The organism is Gimesia aquarii, assembly GCF_007748175.1.
GTDB classification, from domain to species: Bacteria; Planctomycetota; Planctomycetia; order Planctomycetales; family Planctomycetaceae; genus Gimesia; species Gimesia aquarii_A.
The window spans coordinates 3250411-3270002 of the sequence record NZ_CP037422.1 but is presented as its reverse complement, the minus strand read 5'-3'; the positions used below and the strand labels follow the sequence as shown (position 1 = coordinate 3270002).

Annotated in this window: 11 protein-coding genes; 1 reads left to right on the top strand and 10 read right to left on the bottom strand. The window is 46.0% G+C overall.

What is annotated here, in order from left to right; translation table 11 throughout:
- Window positions 1–85 precede the first annotated feature (85 nt).
- Window positions 86–925, top strand: coding sequence for an RNA polymerase sigma factor RpoD/SigA (locus tag V202x_RS12490; protein WP_145175075.1), 840 nt, complete (start codon window positions 86–88; stop codon window positions 923–925).
- Window positions 926–970: 45 nt separating this feature from the next.
- On the opposite strand, the gene V202x_RS12485 is transcribed toward V202x_RS12490, so the two are convergent.
- The 10 genes from V202x_RS12485 to V202x_RS12440 form a co-directional block, all read right to left on the bottom strand.
- Window positions 971–2041, bottom strand: a complete 1071-nt coding sequence (locus V202x_RS12485) for a hypothetical protein (RefSeq protein WP_145175072.1) — start codon at window positions 2039–2041, stop codon at window positions 971–973.
- Complete coding sequence (locus tag V202x_RS12480; protein ID WP_145175069.1) at window positions 2041–4380, bottom strand: glutamine amidotransferase; 2340 nt, start codon at window positions 4378–4380, stop codon at window positions 2041–2043. The genes V202x_RS12485 and V202x_RS12480 overlap by 1 nt, the downstream gene beginning before the upstream one ends.
- Window positions 4377–8099, bottom strand: coding sequence for a hypothetical protein (locus V202x_RS12475; protein ID WP_145175066.1), 3723 nt, complete (start codon window positions 8097–8099; stop codon window positions 4377–4379). Before V202x_RS12475 ends, V202x_RS12480 begins: the two co-directional genes overlap by 4 nt.
- Entirely contained in the window at window positions 8006–10108 is a 2103-nt protein-coding gene (locus tag V202x_RS12470) for a BatA domain-containing protein (protein ID WP_145175063.1), read from the bottom strand. The genes V202x_RS12475 and V202x_RS12470 overlap by 94 nt, the downstream gene beginning before the upstream one ends.
- Before the next feature lie 22 nt (window positions 10109–10130).
- Entirely contained in the window at window positions 10131–11060 is a 930-nt protein-coding gene (locus tag V202x_RS12465) for a DUF58 domain-containing protein (protein WP_232098960.1), read from the bottom strand.
- An 11-nt stretch (window positions 11061–11071) separates the two neighbouring features.
- Window positions 11072–12097, bottom strand: coding sequence for an AAA family ATPase (locus tag V202x_RS12460; protein ID WP_197993362.1), 1026 nt, complete (start codon window positions 12095–12097; stop codon window positions 11072–11074).
- A 42-nt stretch (window positions 12098–12139) separates the two neighbouring features.
- Window positions 12140–12946 (bottom strand): DUF4159 domain-containing protein, encoded by an 807-nt coding sequence (locus V202x_RS12455; protein ID WP_145175056.1) that lies wholly within the window; start codon window positions 12944–12946, stop codon window positions 12140–12142.
- A gap of 54 nt (window positions 12947–13000) precedes the next feature.
- Window positions 13001–15610, bottom strand: coding sequence for a peptidase MA family metallohydrolase (locus V202x_RS12450; RefSeq protein ID WP_145175053.1), 2610 nt, complete (start codon window positions 15608–15610; stop codon window positions 13001–13003).
- A 372-nt stretch (window positions 15611–15982) separates the two neighbouring features.
- The gene (locus tag V202x_RS12445) at window positions 15983–16954 is read right to left on the bottom strand and encodes a DUF1559 domain-containing protein (RefSeq protein ID WP_145175050.1); all 972 of its coding nucleotides are present in this window, start codon (window positions 16952–16954) and stop codon (window positions 15983–15985) included.
- A gap of 321 nt (window positions 16955–17275) precedes the next feature.
- Window positions 17276–19429 carry a prenyltransferase/squalene oxidase repeat-containing protein gene (locus V202x_RS12440; protein ID WP_145175047.1) on the bottom strand — a complete coding sequence of 718 codons (2154 nt, stop codon included), beginning with the start codon at window positions 19427–19429 and terminating at the stop codon, window positions 17276–17278.
- Window positions 19430–19592: the final 163 nt, after the last annotated feature.

The following is a 19592-nucleotide window of genomic DNA, read 5'->3' as shown; positions in this document are numbered from 1 at the left end:
CCGCGAACGTCTGCAATTTAATGGGAAGCCACGGAAATCTTTCGGCTTTTCCATTTGCTAACAACAAATAGATAACAGGTTTTCCATGCAGAAAACTGCTCGACGGCGCTCCTCTTCAGCCGTACAGAATCCGTTAGAAACATACCTCAAAGAGATTAACGAAACCGCTCTGCTCTCTGCAGAAGAAGAAAAAGATCTTTCTCGTCGTATTGAAAGTGGCGATAAAGAAGCCCGCGATCGGATGGTGCGTGCGAATCTGAGGTTAGTCGTTAATATTGCCCGTGCCTATGCCGGTAAAGGGTTGCCACTTCAAGATCTGATTGAAGAAGGGAATCTTGGTTTATTACGAGCCGTTGAAGGTTTTGACCCCGACATGGGGACCCGGTTCAGTACCTATGCCAGCTACTGGATTAAACAATCAATCAAGCGGGCACTTGTGAATTCTGCGAAGACAATTCGTATTCCCGCTTACATGGTTGAATTACTCACGAAATGGCGACGCGCGACGGCACAGCTTCAAGATTCGCTTGATCGAACTCCCACTACGGAGGAAGTCGCAAAAGAATTAGATCTGCCTCCGAAAAAGTTGAAGATTGTTAAGAAAGCGATTCAGCTCTATAACTCTTCACCACAATCAGAACAACAAGACGCTGGCTGGTCGCTCGGAGAGATGATTCCCGATGAGCGATTGAAAGGTCCCGATGATGAGTTGGTTGAGAATGACAACCTTAAACACGTTTTTCGTCTGTTGAAAGAAATTCCCGATCGCGAAGCCAATATACTACGCATGCGTTTTGGGTTGGATGGCGACGAACCAAAAACACTTAAAGAGATCGGACAGACACTGGGGCTGACCCGAGAACGTGTGCGTCAGATTGAAAGTGAAGCACTCAAAAAATTAGCTAAGGAAATTACCGGGGAATAATTCTCTGATAATCCAATCAGATACATCAATCAGCAAAAGGACCGGTTATTTTCCGGTCTTTTTTGCATTGGCGGGAACGACCAGAGGGTCATAAATCACAGGTCTTTTCTGTTGATCAAGCTGACGGTAGATCTGTGACAGCTGAACCATTAACGGTTCCAGAGTCAGATAGTATTCATTCAGGCTGGAAAACGACGCTTTGCGTTGTTTCAATTCCAGAATTTGAATTTCCAGTTCATCTCGTTTTCGTTTTTGTTCTCCGGAAAGCAATTCCACTTTGTGAGTAGAGAACAGGATGAATTGATGAGCTCTGTGGCCATCTGCTAAAATCGCTGTATTCGAATTCTGATCGGGGATCTTAATCAGCCCCTGATATTGATCGCCGCGTGTTCCACTTCGATCGGCATTGTCATCCAGCAATGCGTGTTCGGTGGCTAATTCTCCTTTCTGCTGATAATACGCGTTCGTATCGCGGCAAGCGGATAAATAAGCTTCCAGCAGAGAGACCTGGCCATCGTGATCCAGGTCCGTCTGCTCTTGAGTACTTGTCTCAGCAAGAAAGCCACCAAAGCGAGAAAAGTAGAATTCATGTCCGTTCTTGGTGGCTGTAATGATCACACGTTTGTCTGCCGAAAGTGCTTCTATAAAGGGGCCGCTGGCAGAAAAACAGTTAATCACTGCCAGGGGATGTTTAACGGGGTCACATAATGCGCTTAACTGCTCGGCAGTGACATCAGGTCCTCTTAAGTTAAATCGCGCCGTTTTTCCATCGAATGTACCATGCCCGATTAAGATCAACCAGGTAGCTGTTATGTTGTCTGTTTCACGCTGTAGTTCCTTCTGCAACAATTTCAGGTCGGAACACCGGGCATCGATGCATTCACCTATGACTGATACTTCTGCTCTTTTGTGAGATGCGATTTCTTTCCAACGCGCAACCCAACTTGCGAACTGCTGCTCATATTTTTCCTGACCGGCTGCACCGACGACAATCAGAATACGTTCTTTGTTCTCGATGGGAGGAGCGGCCGCTTCAGAACGGATAAGTTCAAAGTTGCAGAGTAACAATGTGCCGATGATTCCCGATAGTAATCTGTACATACATCGATTTTGCATCAGGGTAATCCTTTCCATCGTCGTAAAGACCATTCACCAAACAGGCAGCCCAGTACGAGCAACAGGACCCAGGGATGATGCCAGAGGGGAGTCACTACCTCTGCGGTAACAGGAATATGTCGTTGATCGAGTGTTTTTACAAACTGTGGTAACTGGTCAGCCGGGATCACTTCACCCTTTGATTGAGTGGCGATTTGTTGTAAAAGTTCAAGATTCGGTTGAATCGCACGAAATTCAGTACTTTGCGGATCGTGTACCCAACCACCTTGAATCGTTTTGGTTTTCGAGTCCGGGGCCGTCACCGTAGCTGAAATATGATACCCACCTGATTGAGAGGGGAGAAAAACCGACTGGTATTCTCCAGGCTTGTCGTTGACGGGGTCGGCAATCAGCTTGATCCGTTCTTTTTGAGGCGTTGTGATTTCCAGTTGCACTTGATAGTCACTACGCTTCTGAAACTGAGGATCGCGGACGAAGACTCTGATTTTTGTACCTTTATTTCCACTCGGATTGTTCTCAACCCGTAAATCAATGGGCTCCAGCACATCAGTTGTCATCCAGCGTAAGAGCTGTCGCCAGGATTTGTTGAGTTGGGGAGACTGGGAATCTTCTTTTAGTCGCCACCGCCAGAGGTCACCAACCATTACCGCTGCGACACGCCCCCGGCCATAGCGTTGAGTGGCTATAGCCGGCTGTGCATCAGTTTTTGAGCTTTTCAATTCTGCAACCAGAGTTGCAGCGGGTTTTGTGGTATCGACACGATTGATCGTTTTGAATGGTGGCATCTCGGCCAGACGTTTGTGTTCCTCTTGCTCATTCTTATGATGCCGCATCCAGGGTTGAAGCCAACCGTCGCGGGTCAGTGAAAATTGGTATTCCGTTTCGAGAGCAGCAGTTTTTCGTTGTGGGAAATAAATGGGTAAGAGGCGAGCGAGATCTGTTTTATGATAACCACCCTTTTGAAACGACTCCTGTCCGCCCAGCATCAACAGCCCACCTCCTCGCTCTGAAACAAATCGAGTAATCAGCTCTATTTGATCGTGCGAGAAGAAAGCCGCTTCCAAATCATCAATAATGATCGATTCATACTGAAAGAGTTCTTCTTCTGTTTTGGGGAAACCATCTTGCAATTCATGGGGCGATTTCGTGTTGATTCGCATGAAAACGGGCTGATCATAGCGTTCGAGGTCGGAGTCATTGTCTTGATCAAAGCCTCGAAATAAAGCATTGCCTTCTTCTCCGTCTCGACTGCGGAAGTCAAATTTGGTTTCTTTTTTTGCGATACGAATCAGGCCCACGAGATTAATAAATTCATCTTCTTCAATCGCGCGTCGGAGGAATTTGAATTCCCAGTTAGGACGACCAGAGACATAGAGCACCCGGTGTGCTTTTCGACCGCGATCAATTTTCAACATGCGATGATTATTGGCAAGCGTCACTTCTGCACTTTGTGGTGCGATAAGAGTGGCTTTGAGTTGATAAAAGGCAATACCGGTTTCTTCAGGACGGATCTGAAATCGAATTTGAAACTGTTGTTCCTGCTGACTGACCTCACGCGTCACGGTTTCGACAGTCTTACCAGATTCGTCCTGTAGTTCTACTTTTATTTGTTGATTCTGACACTGACTCGCAGAGAGGTCTGCGAGAATTCGAATCGGTGCATCTTCAAAAGGCGAATAACTGATTGCTGTGTTTTTGATGGCAAGATCAATGGCTGGTAAAGTGCTTCCAATCACAATCGGATAAATGGGGGCGGACGTTTCCAGACGACTGATTTCCTCGGCGGAAATTCCATCGGTCATCAACAGGATACCCGCTAACGGTAACTTGGTATAACGTTGATTTAATTCGTTGAGTCCTGAAACAAGATTTGTTTTTGAACCATCAAATTGAAGGTGTTGCAGTTCTGGTATCGCTTTTGTATGTGCATTGACTGAATATTTTCGAACGGAAAAATTCTGTTCTAGATTGATGAGCCATTCTGGGAGATTATTCTTTTCTGCCGGCTGTGATGAAGTGAGTAATTGTTTGACTTGCTCCAGGCGTGGCTGCTTCGTTTTCGGATCTTTGATTTGCAGACTTTGACTATTGTCGACTACTACGGCAAACAAATTGGTACCGGGTTGGACATGTGTGCCACTCCAGAGTGGTTCGGTCAAGGCAATTGAAAGAATTACGATACCGAAGACTTTCAAGCATATCGCAGCACTCGCCAGAGAGCGTTTTAACGTGAGAGATCGATACGCAAAAATCACGAGAATCAGTCCAGCGATAATCGTGACGACTGCAATTGTAGTCCAATGAGGTGCAGCGAATTGTAATTGGGCCAAACAATTCATTTTCCACTCCCTAATTCTTCATAATAGCGACGGACCAGATCGGAGTATTTTTCCGGTACCGGGTCACCGTCGATTGGTGCCAACGTTGTTTGCGCGCCTCGTTTAATGATTTCGTTGGACAATATTTTTTGAAGTTCAGCCAGCGGTTCCAGGATTTGCGCATTAACCAGGTCTCCCTTCGGTACTTTAGAGTGTCGTTTAAATTCCGCACGCATACTTTGTGCACGTTCTCGAATCTGAGCCACTTTACTGCGGAGATCGGGATCGCCTACCATTTCCTCCACATCCCGCATACGGTCAGACCACTTTCGAAATTGATTACCTGTAATTGGCCCGGTTGTTTGACCTCCAGGACCTCCCTGACTGCCACCCGAGCCACTTTTGGATTTTCCCTTAGCGCTTTTCAGTGTTTTCGGACCTGTCTTTGATGTTGATGATTGTGAAACTCCCGGTTTTGGTCCAGAACCCTGCCCTTTTCCCTTTTGTGCAGAAGCGAGTTGCACAGGAGATTTACCCTGACCGGAAGGCGAGCCAGCCTGCTTTTGCTGTCCCGGCTTTGAGGAAGTTGATTGCTTATCTGTACGAGTTTTTGGGCTACCGGAGGGTGTGGCTTTTGGTGAAGAAGCGGTGCGCTGCTTTTGTGAATTCGGGTTACCAGCCAGCTTTTGTTCGTTCTTCATTTCTGATGAGAGTGCTTTTATTGCCTCTCGCGCCCGTTTAAGAGATTCCAGGTCATTTCCTAAAACGCTTTCAACAGCAACTTCGATTCCCTGTTTCATTGCCTCAATTCCCTCTGCGGCACGTTGTTCCGCCTGCTGTGCACGTTCAGAGGCACCCTCTTTCAGAAAGTTGGCTGCATTTTTTAAGGAATCTGCAGGACGATAAGGTCTGGTTTTCCGAATCGCATCATAAAGATGTTTCGAAAGTAAAGGCTCTGATTTTTCTGATTCCTGAACGATTTTCTTCATTTGCTCGACAAGATTTTTCAGGTCGGATTCCTGTTCGTGTAATTTGTCGGCCATTGCTTGCTGCCCTTTATTTTTGCGCAATGAACGTTTTTTTTCAGGTTGCGTTGATTGCTGTTGTTTGTTGAGTGCCTGGCTGATTTCTTTTTGCTTCTGATTAAGCTGTTCTGCCTGCTTATTCAGGGAACGCATTGCATCTGCAAATTGGTTGGCTGTTTTTTTGCGGAATTCATTTTTGAGTTGATCCAATCGCTGTTGTGCTCTGGTGCCTGAATTGAGTGCGCGGGAGACCTGTCCTTTTTTGAGTGCTTCTGAGCTTTGCTGTAAGTGAGAACGCGTTTGTTCAAGTTCGCGTCTCGATTTTGCGGAAGAGGCTTTTTTCGACTGATCCATTTTTTGGGCCACTTCGTCGGTATTACGGAGCAATTCCCGTTGACGTTCTCTAAGCCGCTTGAGTTGCCGTTCGATTTCTTCTCGTTCCTGGTCATTTTTTGCGAGCCGCTTTTTATCAGATAACGCTTTCAATTGTTCATTCAGGTCTTTTTGACGTTGTGCCAGTTCTCTGAGTCGATTGAGAATTTGTAATGCTTCGCGATCAGGTTGTGCTGCTTGAGCTTGAGACGCCTGATTTTCTGTTTCGTAACGTTGTTTCTTGTTGGTCAACTCAAGTTGTTGCATTTGCTGTTGAGAGCGACTGCTGCCTCCTCCTTTACTGCCTCCACCATTCTTGTTTTTTGAGACACGATGTTCTCTTGCTCTCAGTTTCAACAATAATTGGTAACTTGACTGTTCTGTATTGAGGGCAGCCGTGAGTTGTTCAACATTGCGAGATTGATTGACTGAATCGAGAATCGAGACGGTTTCCTGCATTTTATGGACGACAGAATCGATGATTACTTTTGACTTGTGCGATTTGACCTTTGAAGCCAGTTTTAAAACACTGGTAACTAATGCCTGTTGAGCTTCATGAACCGTTGATACATCTTTGTTGAATTGATCAGAGACTGTGGATTTGATTTCCCGTCGAATAATTTTCCAGGTCGCATTGATGATTTGTTTTTGTTGTTCCGCCAGTTTTTCTACCTGCTTTGCATTCCCTCCAGACTTTTTTGATTGTGATGAGCTACTCGCAGACCGCCCTTCTCTGAAGATTTCCTCAAAGTGGCGAACTTCCATGAAGTACATATCACTGAGTACTTTGCGCGTGTTGCCATCAGGGGCAATATCTTCTGCAAAGAGGTAATACGAAATTAAAGTGTCCGGCTGGACCTGGAGGCGTTCCAGAGAGAGCAGATGTTCTGCGACAAATTCTAAAACAGGCTTTGTTGTTTCACGTAGCGAGAGAGTCTGCGCTGTTTGTCCGGGAATTGTATAGACGAGACCCACTTGTTGCAGACCAAAATCATCACTGACACTACCTTGCACTAACGCTTCTTCCAGTGGAGAGACACGCGTATCACGGGCTGGGAATGTGACCTTGATTTCGGGAGGCAGGTTGGGAACGACCACCAGATCAATATAAGGCGGCGTTCGATTTTCGCGTGAATGAGAATCGATCAAACGCAGATTCCAGGACTGGTTATTCTCTGCGATGATTCTGATTCGGGCTGACATGCCATCTGAGCTGACTTTCAGCGGAAGCGGTTGCTGATTTTCTGATTCGAGTAACGCGGTTTGCACTGGTTTGTTAAAACGAGCCTGTAACTCAATTGACGAACCGACGATCGCACTCATTTGTAACGCGTCTTCCATTTTTTGCGTGGGTCGTCCTGTATAGTCAGGAGCGTTAATCACCGTATCCAGTTGAAGCAGTTCAGGCAGAACAAAGACTTTGACCTGATAGGTTTCTGATTCCCAGGAATCTGCCTGGACGATATAGGAAAGATCATGGGCAATCTTAGGTAATCGGACCGCAAATATAGGATCGTCCAGATGCTTGTCTAATGGGATGGTTTGGGGTTCATCGGAAGCTGAGGTAATTCGCAAGGTTGCTGTTTCAGGAGTTTCTCCTGTAAAACGGGCGGTGATCAACAAAGGATGATTTTTTTCAAGCTCTATCGTTCCCGGTTTGATTTCGACCAGATACTGTTTGCTATCTGAGGTAGTAGCGAGTGGGATTTCTTTTGGTAGTGGTGCTGCTTTCAGGTAGGACCAGCAACTGAGACAACCAACAAACCAGGCTGTGAAACAGACTACATGAGCGGTACTTTGCAGAAATAACTTGCGGTTGGAGATGGTTTGCCTCCAATCGTGTTGTGTTCCGTGTTCAATGACTTGTTGAACCAGGCGGTTTTGTAGAAATGTTGGATGAATTTCATTCGTTGCGTTTTCCAATTCCAACGTAGCCAGCAGACTGGTATCCAAATCCGGATAAGTTCGTTCTATTAATGTTGCAACTTTATGTCTGTTGGCGGGCGAAAGGAGTTTGTGAACCCGAGAGAAAAGTGTTCCTATCGCAGCTAAAAACGGAATCCCAAGCAGTACAGCCAATAAAAAGAGTTGATCTTGCTGCGAGGAAATCGGTTTGAGAAAAAGACATGCGAGTATCGTCAGGCCGCCGGCAGCCAGCCAAATCAGTGTCAGTCGTTTCAATTTTCGACTGGCCTCATAACGAAACACGACTTGATTAAGTTGTTGTATGAGATCGGGAAGGCCCATATTTACGCCTTTCGTGTCGCTGAAGTAGGACTGGCGATCCATTTCGCCAGCAGGGTTTCCAGACAAAGCATTGCGAGAGCGACAATGATCAGCCAACGCCAGATTTTTTGTTTTTGTTCCAGTTCTTGAATGAGTACCTGACGTCGAACATCGAAAGACTTTGACTCTGCTTCGGTGGTTTCACCAGGTTTAAGGAGCTTGACTCCCAATGCTTCCAGCTTTTCCACTGCTAGTGGGGCGGTTTTGCTTTCGTCAATTGCCAGATTGACTGCAAACGTTTGTGCTGGCATGTTTTCTTCTTCGACCATAACCTCATAGAGACCCGGTTGAATGTTTTCTTCAAGGTCGGCTTTGCCGATAGCTAACTTAATGGGGGATGAGTTGAGGTTAGCGATTTTTGTGAGTTGTTTGATGTTCGGCAATTTGATTTTTTCGTCGACTGTGAATTGTGAAGGAACTTCGATCAACCTTGCATTTTGAGCCAGAATCACGTTCATCATCGGTACAAATTTGGTAGAAAGTGCGAACTGACTTTCCTGGGGAGTCCAACCAAATGTCATGACGATCAACTGCCCTTCTCCACTTGGAATATTCAGAATCGCAGGATGCACATGATCGAAGCGCGCGAGAACCTGATGTGGGACGCTGTCTGGCAAGCTCAGTCGTTGATACTTCCAGAACTTCAGTTTTGTAAAGTCTGAGAATTCAGGAGCCTGAAACATTTGAAAGGTCGGATGATCAAAGTTGATGTTCGTGAGTAGTGCGTAGCCATTTACTTCAGCGGGAGCAACGGTCAATTTTCTGGCTATTTTTTGTGGGAAAGGGAGTAATGATTTTAAGGTTTGACTGGCTCTCTCATTATGTAAAGAACAGAGCACGATTCCACCTTGTTGCAGATATTGTTTCACCAGACTGGTTTCAGACTGTGATAGTGGGCGGCTGAGTATCATCAGATGAATCTTGGTCGAAGCAATCAAAATTTTGGGTGAATCAGGGCCGACTGTCAGATAATGAACTTCTCGCGATTTGGTGGAAGGAAATGCCCGTTTGGCAAAAAAGTCAGGAGATTGAGTGGCGCTGGTTTCGGGTGTGGCGTAATGCACGATATTTAATTTTGTTTTTGTAATTGGCTGAAGATAAAGCGTATTGTCAAAATCATGCGCATCGCCACTGAGAACGATTTGTTTGACATGCTGCATATCTTCTTGTGTCGGTATTTGGACCACGCGCGATTGACCCCGGGGAACATAAACTTGTTTCGATGTACTCTCTTTCCCCTGGCAGGTGAGTGTAAATTGCTCCTGTTTGGAATCGGCGGCATTAACGATGCGCACAGTCGCCTCGGATGACTCATTCAATGCCAGCAATTGTAAACCGGCATTACTTGTTTTTTTGACTGGCAGTTGATGTAAACGAACTTTGAGTTCCTCTGGCCATGAGAAATTATTAAGTGCATTAAGTTGAGAACCTGCCTGAAAATCAGTGATCAGTTCAATCGTGCTGTTTTGCAGAGGAGTTTTTGCTGGATCGGAAGCGGCCTGCTGCTGTAACAGCGCAGCAATTTCAGTCAAAGCCTTACCAAGATTTGTAGAATTCCATCCAGGGGTTAACTTTGTGAGTCGTTCCTGATCGAATTTATGGGACTGATGAGTTTTTAGCTGTTTTGTTTCATTAAGACCTTTAACAGGAGTCAGCTTCGAATCAAAGGTGTAAATTGCGATTTGATTCTTCCTCGCTTGTTGAATGATGTTTTTGGCTTTTTCTAGAGCTGCGTTCCAAAGTGTTTCCCGCCGCATGCTGGAACTCGTGTCGATCAACAAAATGGTTTGCTGAGTTGTGGAATTCTTAGCCAGTTCAAGATCCTTGCTTTTGAAAAAGGGACGTGCAAAAGCGGCGACCAGTAACATCACGGCGACAGCCCGAAGTAGTAATAGTAACCAGTGTTCAATTTTGTTTTTGCGGTTCGTCTGAGGGGGCTTGTGTTCCAGGAAGCGGAGCGTACTGAATTGAAAGACATTTTTAGGTTGATGTCTGACCAGATGCAGTAAGATCGGTAAGCCGACGGCTATGATTCCAAATAAATAGAGTGGGGTCAAAAAACTCAACGGTACTTCCTCTATTATTAAATTACTTCCATGCGGCGCGATCGGTTAGAAAACTGGATAAGCCCGACTCCAGCGGCGTATCCGTCGTCAGTTTGTGGTAATGCACTCCTTGCTGTCGACAAATCGTTTGAATTTCTTCCAAATGTTGGTCCATTTGCTGCTGATAATTGGCCTGAGCTGCTTTCGGATTCAGGGCCATATGGTCTCCTGATTCCAGATCTTCAAAAATCGCGGTTTCACTGAAGTCAAAATGAAGCTCAGCCGGGTCAAGGATTTGAAACAAAGCAACCTCATGGCCTTTGGCACGCAGATATCCCAGGTGTGTACTTAACTCCTCAGTGGGAGAAAGCAGGTCGGAGACTAACACGACCAACCCCCGTTTCTTGATGGTTTCTACTGCATGTTTTAACGGAGAGATGAAATTGGTATGGGACCCCTGTGGAGGTCGTTCCAGTTCAATCAGGATTCTTCTAAGCTGACCGCGGGTAAAACGCGCAGGCACAACTGATTCGACCTGTTCATCAAAGATAATCAGACCACTCGCATCACGTTGAGTTGAAAGAAAATAGGCAAACGTCGCGACCAGGGTTTTGGCATAATCTGCTTTGGAATAACCCAGGCTGTGGAATTGCATGGACGAACTTAAATCGAGCAGCATATGACAGCAGAGATTCGTTTCTTCTTCGTAGCGTTTGATAAAGTGCTGATTCGATCGGGCTGCCAGTTTCCAGTCGATGTGGCGGGGATCATCACCAGGTGAGTACTCTCGGTATTCAGTGAATTCTACCGAAAACCCGTGGTAAGGACTGCGATGTAAACCATTCCAGGATCCTTCCACAACCGATTTGGCCCTTAGTTCCAAAGATTTGATGCGCATTAAACAGGCTGGGTCAATGCGCTGGGATGCGAATCGCTGATTCTGTTTCGTTTTGTGAGGGGAATTTTGTTTCATTGAAAATGAACTCATGCTGCAACGGGCCTTTTCGTAGATTCAATCAATTGCTGGACAATCTGTTCGACGGTAATGCCTTCCGCTTCAGCACGATAATTGATCAGGATGCGGTGTCTGAGGACAGGCGCCAATAATGCCTGAATGTCTTCCATTGTGACGTGCACTCGCCCCCACAGAACCGCGCGTGCTTTGGCTCCGAGAATCAAGCTTTGTGCAGCTCGCAGTCCAGCACCCCAGTTGACCCATTCATTCACAAAGTCAGGAGTGCCCGGCTGATGAGGACGAGAAGCGGCGCAGAGTTGAACTGCATAACGCACAATCTCTTCAGCAACCGGAACGTCGCGGACAAATTGATGAAACTGTTGAATGTCATGGCCCGTGAAGAGAGGGACAATCGGTTCAGAATCGCGGGCCGTGGTTTGAGTGACCACGGCGACTTCGTCATCCTCCGAAAGATAGTCGATGACCAGATTAAACATGAAACGGTCCAGCTGCGCTTCGGGGAGCGGGTAGGTGCCCTCCATTTCGATTGGGTTTTGAGTCGCCAGTACAAAAAAGGGTTTGTCCAGTTCGTATTTGACGCCGGTAACCGTAACTTGTTTTTCCTGCATCGCTTCTAATAAAGCTGCTTGAGTTTTAGGAGGTGTCCGGTTGATTTCATCGGCTAAAAGGATATTGGTAAAGACAGGTCCTTTGACGAATTTCAATCCTTGTTCGTCTTGAGAATCTGCAGCTAAAATTTCTGTGCCCGTGATGTCTGCAGGCATCAGGTCTGGTGTGAACTGAATGCGTTGTGATTTCAATTTGAATACCTGGGCCAGTGAATTCACCAGTAATGTTTTGGCGAGTCCGGGGGCTCCTGTAATAAGACAGTGCCCTCCTGCAAATAATGCAATTAGAAGTTGATCAATGATTTCTTTTTGTCCGATGACCGCTTTGGAAATTTCGGAGTCTATCTGTTGACGACTATTCTGCAGCATTTCGAAAATGCGTTCTTCTTCACTGCGGCCCTCAGGGGTGACAAGTTTCAAGTTCACGATTCAGCTCCTGAAAAAACGATAAAATGACGTGCGCTGCATTCAATGTGTCATTGCATAAAAGACGATATTAATTCCCAGGGGGTAGGCTTTCTTTTCCGAAAACTCTTGAAAATACCATTTGTCCTCCCCTTCTCTTTCCCAGCCATCACCCAGGTCAGTATTGTGACAAACAACGGTCATCAGACGACCTTGGTCGTCGAATAAGCCGCGATAATGAACTTCTTTTGCGTCTTCCCGTTCCCAGGTGATTCCCTCGGAACGTCCCCACTGTGCGACACCAATACTGGGAACTTGTGGCTTTTCTTTAAGATCATAGACGCAGTGAAAAATCGGATGCTCCAGCGGAATATCTACCAGTTCTCGTTCTGGAAAAACACGTTTCATTTCCAAAGCGAAGTTATCCCATTCCGCTTCACCCCAGAAGTCGTCGACCATCATGAATCCGCCGTTGGTTAAATAGCGTCTGAGGGCGGTCACTTCTTCTTCCGTGAATTCCAGAGAGCCGGGCTCAATCATATAGATGAAAGGGTAATCAAATAGTTCTTCATCGCTCAGTTCCAGAATGCGTCCTTGCGGATCGACTTTCATGGAAGTGAGTTGCTGCAAACGATAAGAGAAATTGAGATCACTATCGGGGTAATCGGTGGCCCAGCGTCGCCAGCCTTGATGTGAGTTGTATCTGATTCGGACAAATGTGAAGACATCATGTTTGAATTCCGAGTCATTTTTCCAGTCCGGAACTCCACCTCGGTCCGAGGGAATCGACGGACTGTATTGCCCAATGCTGATCGTAACCACGATCAATGACACGCAGATCACTGCTGATGAAATCAAACTCGTTCTCATGGTCGGCTCCTCCTTGAGCCTGATTAGTCCATATCAAAACCTGTTTTCATGGTTTTAAGGTTTGTTTGTTGTCAGTTCGAGTAATAGTTGATGCGCCTCTCGGAAACGAGGCGCCTCTTCGAGCGCAATGAGTGTGTGTCGTTTTGCCAGTTGGAAATCATTTTGTTTCAGTAAACGGGCAAGTTGATAATGAGCTTCTGCTTTATTGTGCGGATTCAGCACCAAAATGGCGCGATAAGCGTTGATTGCTTCCTGCTGTCGTTTCAGTTCGATACAGGCTTTAGCAAGTGCCTGTTGAGTTTCTTGGTAGAGTGGGTTAATTGCGTGTGCCTGTTGGGCCGTTTTGTAAACTGCGGGCCAGTTTTGTGACTTCTGATAGAGTTCAGTGAGTCGATGAAAGACATTCAGGGCATTGGGATCAATTTCCGCGTATTGCTCAAGTATTTTCTGTTCCTGATCAAAACGCTTTTGTTGTCTAAAGAGGTTTGCTAATTTCTCACTGGCATTATCTGATCCTGTATAGTGAGGATAGAGTTGAATCAGTTTCTTCAATACCACTTCAAGTTCTTTGAGCCGGTTCTCTTCTTCAAGAACCTGAGCATATGCCATGAGGCCTTTGAAGTGATGGGGGTGTTCTCGAATCCATTCCTCAAATCGCTGTGTATCATCACTCATCAGAGCGGTCAAATTCTGTTCTGACCAATCGATAGAAGGCCCAAAATTCCGGGCCTTCTCGTTTATGTAGATCGCGAATTCCTGTTCCAGCTCTCCCAGAGTCTTTGTACGTCGTTCAATGGCGACATTAATGGGAATTCCAACACGTAGATCATTTAAAATTTGTTTTAAAGCTTCAAACCCGAACTGTTCGATCAGATATTCAACGACAATCGAAGATTGATAATATGCGAATTGAATGTGCATGCCGCTTTTGGGATTAAGAAACGCACTGCTTAATTCACTAATCGGTGTGGCTTCCCCTTTCAGAATCATCTCCCGGTATTCAGGAATCATAGTCTCACCCCAACGGGGATTTTTTTGCCGTTCTTCATAAACAGAAATGCCTTCACTGATCCAACGTGGCATTTTGTTTTTTGTAAGTTCTAATGTAACAACGTGACAGAATTCATGCCATAAGACAGACTGCCAGTTGGTGGGGTTCTCTGATTGAGACGCAGGGCTGTTCGCCGTGATCACTTTTCCGAAGCAGACACCCAGATAGCCGGAGACGGCAGGCATTCCAAATGTACGTACGGCAAAATCGTCGGGATCGGGAAAGATTTCGACAGTGATTTTATCTTTGAGTTTGAAATCATATTTTTGGCAGAGTACTTCTCGCGCTTCGTGTAAGAGTTTGATGACCTCCTGGCCGTAGACGTCTGCTTCTTTCGATTCCATACGGATGACAAAATAATCATCTTCCAGCGTTTTGAATTTTGCCAATTGGTCTTTCAGTTCCAGCAGGTTGAACGTCGTTGTATCGTACCCATCTTGATGATGGGCTTGCAGTGCGTGCTCCCAGCCGCTGACTTCGCGTCCCAAACGAAGTTCATCCTGTGCTAATTGAATCCGAGCGGGAAGGAAATTCGAATCCTTCTCTAGAGCCTGCTGTTGATATGCGGCTCCTTCTTGAAACCGATAGTGTTCAGATAGCTTTTTTCCAATGAGATAGTCGACTTCGGGATTTTGATCGTGATGACTTAATGCCTGCCAGTAATAAGCGGTTTCAGCATCAGGTTGATTTTCCAGATGAGCGATGACTGCCAGGTAGGACCAGGCCTCTGCCAGATGTCGGTTGATTAACAAAATTTGATCCAGTTGCTTTTTAGCGTCATCGTATTGTTCGGAGTGAATCAACTGGGAAACTTGATGTAGCTGTGTGGGGATATGCTTGGGGTTTGAGTTGAGTACCTGAATGAGTAGTTTTTGTGAACGTTCCGGATTCGAACGTTGCATTGACATCGCCAGACCAAATAGAAGGTCGGCATCATTGGGAATGTGTTTCAATGCCGTTTGAAATGTTTCTTGTGCCAAAACAAAGTCGTTCTTAGCTAATGCCAGGCTCCCAATGGCCAGATACGCATTTCGATGAGTCGGATATTCTTTGATCGCACGATCGTAAAATGATTCAAGCACTTCTCCCGGATCAAAATGTTTTAATAATGAAGCTTGTCCCAATGCGACCAGGCTATCGGCGTCGGTATAACGCCAGGCAGAACGGTTGGCGAGTTCATGAATGCTGTTTAAGAACACGAAGGCTTCATCGCGTTGATTATTCAACAGATAGATTTTATAAGCCAACAATCTGAGTGGCAGGCTCCAGGAATAGCGTTTGAGGCCGGCACCGATTGTTTGTCTGGCTTCAACGTATTGTCCAACGGCTAGCTCAGCTTGTGCTTTGAGTGCAGGCCATTCGGAGCCGTATGTTTTTTGATTGATGGCAGTTTCGGCGGTTGCGATGCATTTTTCATATTGGCCGGAAAGTAATAATTGTTCGCAACTCTCAATCTCTGAGGCGTATGATGATTCAGGGATTGTAGTGTAAGTGACGATCAAACAAAGCGATAACAGAAGCTGACAGAGGGAGCGGAGTTTGTAAGTAGAAAGCTGGTGCAGAAGTGGAATGGTGTAATCAATCCAGAATCGTAAACTCTGCACTCTTTGCATATGCGCCCTTCCATGGGAACGTTCAATCGGCGAAATTCATTCGCGTACATTGAAATCAGTATTCTTCAGTGTAAGGATAGTAATCAAATCTAATCCAAAGGCACTGAAGAATTCATTTTGACTCAATTTTAAGGACGCTTGCTGTAGATCATGAGTGTGAGCCAACAGGGAACCATATCTGATATCCTTGATGTGTGCAAGAAGAGTTTTATCGGGAGGGATTTGGATTACACTGACAGCTTGTATTTCACGCTAAGATCAAAACAAAACAGGCAGAAATCTCAACGGGTTGCGTGTTGAGATTCTGCCTGTTTGTGATTTTTGTTCAGATACTAAATATTAGCAGGAACAAAGTTCAAGTAAGGTACTTAATTAGAATTCACCTAGAGTTTGACCATCATTAACAATGGCTAGTCTCTGATAGGTTCCTAGGGAAATCGCTCCTACTGCTGTGTCAAAGTCACTAGCGTCAATATTTTCACTTATGAAGCGAACAGTACCGTCTCCCAATAGGAAGTGACAACCACCAACGTGCTGGCTACCAAAACCACGATGAGCAGCAGCATTTTGTTGGTTGATGCGTGTAGAGTCTGAGACATCACCAGTTGCATCCTCTTTTAGGTCACTTAAAGGGGAAATGATCCCACTAGGACCAATTCGATTATAACGACCTCCTGCCCAGATGGCAGCGGCAGGTTGTTGAGTTGCTGGTGCACTATTTCGAAATGCACGTTCACCGACCAGCATAGTATTCGAAGCACCATCTGTGAAATCACGGAAACGAAGAGCACTACGTTGGTAGAATGTTCCTTTGTTTGTATAAGTTGTGTTAGGAGCAATGCTTGAAGTATGGCCGGAAACTCCAGGATAATTTGTTGTACCATAGCCAGCGGGTACATTGTCTGTTCTTTCCGTATTGATCGCAGGTGCGACAGACGAAGGGCAACGATATACTGGAATTGACGTCTGTAATGCGTTGACTACTCCACCTAAAGTGTCAGTCGCTAGTGGCAGTTGAGCTTGGCCATTTGGTGAGATCGCGTTGTACAATGATGCCTGATCCATGAATGGTAAGAGAAAGGTAGACCAAGCCCAGCTAAAATCTTCAGTAGCAGAAGCGTTTCTTACATAACCCAAAGGAAATACACGATGCGTTTCGGCATAGTTGTGAATTGCCAGTCCGATTTGTTTCAAATTGTTTTTACAGGTAGAACGGCGGGCTGCTTCTCTAGCCTGCTGCACTGCCGGGAGAAGTAATGCAATCAGAATCGCAATGATTGCAATCACAACAAGTAGTTCGATTAGCGTGAACCCGCGCTTAGAGGTTCCAGTACATCTCTTCATTTAAGACTCCAGTGAAACTATGGGTTTAGAGGGTGCCTGCGAAAAAGTTTACAGCTACTCTTTAGAATCAAGAGTAAGTTTGAGCAGGCCAGAAATTACACCTGTCATGAAGAGGAAACAAGAACGGAATAAACTTAGTTTAAAAAAAACTAAAAATATTTTTTTCGTAGTGCGGTTGTGTGTAGTAAGTTGCCTTTTAACCCTTTTTTATAGGGTGTTTTTTTATTAAAAATTTGTGAATGTTTCGTTTTTTAAACGAACGTGACGTTCTGTGCATAAGAAAAAACACTACTAAAAAAAGGCAGAGACTGTAGAGAGAAATCAGCGTCGTAAACGCTCGAATCGAGCCAGCGCCATCAAAGGAAAGTAAGTACGGTAGAGGTGATACTTGAGATAGAACACTTTGGGAAAACCGGTTCCAGTAAATGGTTCTTCGTCCCAGTTTCCATCTTCATTTTGCGCTTCGATTAAAAAGTGGATACCACGTCTTACCGCCGCGGAATCAATTTCACCGGCTGCCATTAATCCCATTAAAGCCCAGGCAGTCTGTGAAGGTGTGACAGTTCCCTGCCCGCGTAAGGAAGGATCTGCATAGCTGTCTGCTGTTTCACCCCAGCCACCCGATGGTTGCTGTTTTGATTTGATCCATCCCGCGGCACGGACGATGCGAGGATCATCTTCAGGAATTCCTATTTGAGTTAATCCTGTAATGGCTTGCCAGGTTCCATATAAATAATTGACACCCCAGCGGCCATACCAGCAATGGTCCTCTTCCTGTTCGCTCCATACATATTCAACTGCACTTTGGGAAGCAGGGTGTCCGCTAGGTAGTTGGACATCAGCAAAGGCTTCCAGAACACGCGCCGTTAGATCGGCGGTACTGGGATCGACCATTGCATTATGGTCAGCGAAAGGAACCTGTGTGAACAATTCCCGATTATTATCGCGATCAAAAGCACCCCAGCCTCCATCTTTATTTTGCATGCCTAAAATCCAGTGAATCCCACGTTGGATGGCGCCGATCATCGGTTGTAATAGATCCAGATCAGCGTAGGCTTGCTCCCGGGATTCACTTCGCCCGGTAATGATGGCTTCGGTGTTCAGATTTTCGTCGTAGGGATTCCATTCCGGTGTTACCAGAAAGTCGGTCAGCCAACGATCATTCTTTAAAGTTTTAGGCATACAACGGCGGAGTGCCATGATGACCATGGCTGTATCATCCACATCGGGGTAAAACTCATTATTAAATTCAAAATACCAACCACCGGGAGTTTTTGATTGGCTGGAGTTAATCCAGTCTCCCGGTTGTTTTGCTTCCTGGGAAAGCAACCATGTAACACATTTTCGAATTGCTGGATGTCGATTAGAAACTCCCGCTTCCCGCAAAGCGATGGTACTCAGAGCAGTATCCCAGACGGGAGACTTGCAGGGTTGCAGGCGGATGCGATCTCCCTCGCGAATCTGTAGTTTTTTCAACTCCCGTAATGCGCGCTGGATATCAGGACTGGTCTCTTCTTCTCCCAGGCATTTCAACGCAATCACAGTCCAGATGATAGGCGGAAAAATCGCGCCCAGTCCATCGCTCAATTCGAAGCGGGCCTTCATCCATTGATGGGCTTTGTTGACGGCTTTGTTGCGAAGCGGTTTGATTCCCCATTTTTCTATAACTTTGATTCCCTGATCGACGAACTGGAATACCCGATGCCAGTTGATCCAGGTTTTTTTTTTGAGCGAATCGAGGGCTTCCGATTTCGGCATGAACTTGGGGTACGCTGCAGGATCGCCTGTAAACAACTCGGAAATCCCCTGCTCTGGTGGGAGTGAAATCGAAGGACGATAAGCCCATAGAATACTAAGCGGGACCAGAATCGTGCGTGACCAGGCCGACATCTCAAAAATATTAAAAGGCATCCAACGTGGAATCAGCATCAGTTCTGGTGGGACTGCCGGGCATGCTGCATAGGGAATCACTCCCAGCAAAGCGAGATAATAGCGGGTAAAACTATTGACGGCTTCGACTCCTCCTGCTGCAAGAATCGCGCTGCAGGCACGTTGCATATAATCTGCTTCTGGCGAATGTCCCGTCAGCTTGAGTGCAAAATAAGCTTTGACCGAAGCACTGATTTCGATGGGACCTTCCGGATACATGTTCCAACCGCCTTCAGGCATTTGTGTATCCAACAAATGGTTTGCCGCTTGTATTGCATCCTCAGAGTTTTGTTTTCCCAGAAACGCCAAGAGTAGAATGTATTCCGATTCCAGGATCGAGTCACCTTCCAATTCTCCGACCCAATATCCATCGTCATGTTGTAGTGAAAGGAGATAGTCGCGAGATCGCGCAATACCTTTCAGCAGGTTCTCTGGGTGGTCGAACGGAGCGGCTTCCGTACTGGGAAAAATTTTGAAGGTGGGCGTTTGGTGGCCGTCCGCCGTGCTACCGGTAAGGTCGCTGGCTCTTAGTCTGCCTGAATTCATTTCAGGTGCTCCCTGACTTGATTTACAAAGGATTCCATTCCCTGAATTTGGGGTGTTTTTCAGCAAGAGCTGAGAGTCTGTGCGCACCCCATTTCGAAACCAGGATCTTAGAGATGTATTGGTTTTCGTACAACCTCAATCCTCATAAGGGGTTTGAGAATAG

What these genes read in the sequence shown, in the direction of transcription:
- V202x_RS12490 (WP_145175075.1), top strand. Translation starts at nt 86, where the DNA reads ATGCAGAAAACTGCTCGACGGCGCTCCTCTTCAGCCGTACAGAATCCG.
- V202x_RS12480 (WP_145175069.1), bottom strand. Translation starts at nt 4,380, where the DNA reads ATGAATTGTTTGGCCCAATTACAATTCGCTGCACCTCATTGGACTACA.
- V202x_RS12455 (WP_145175056.1), bottom strand. Translation starts at nt 12,946, where the DNA reads ATGAGAACGAGTTTGATTTCATCAGCAGTGATCTGCGTGTCATTGATC.
- V202x_RS12485 (WP_145175072.1), bottom strand. Translation starts at nt 2,041, where the DNA reads ATGCAAAATCGATGTATGTACAGATTACTATCGGGAATCATCGGCACA.
- V202x_RS12440 (WP_145175047.1), bottom strand. Translation starts at nt 19,429, where the DNA reads ATGAATTCAGGCAGACTAAGAGCCAGCGACCTTACCGGTAGCACGGCG.
- V202x_RS12465 (WP_232098960.1), bottom strand. Translation starts at nt 11,060, where the DNA reads ATGAAACAAAATTCCCCTCACAAAACGAAACAGAATCAGCGATTCGCA.
- V202x_RS12445 (WP_145175050.1), bottom strand. Translation starts at nt 16,954, where the DNA reads ATGAAGAGATGTACTGGAACCTCTAAGCGCGGGTTCACGCTAATCGAA.
- V202x_RS12450 (WP_145175053.1), bottom strand. Translation starts at nt 15,610, where the DNA reads ATGCAAAGAGTGCAGAGTTTACGATTCTGGATTGATTACACCATTCCA.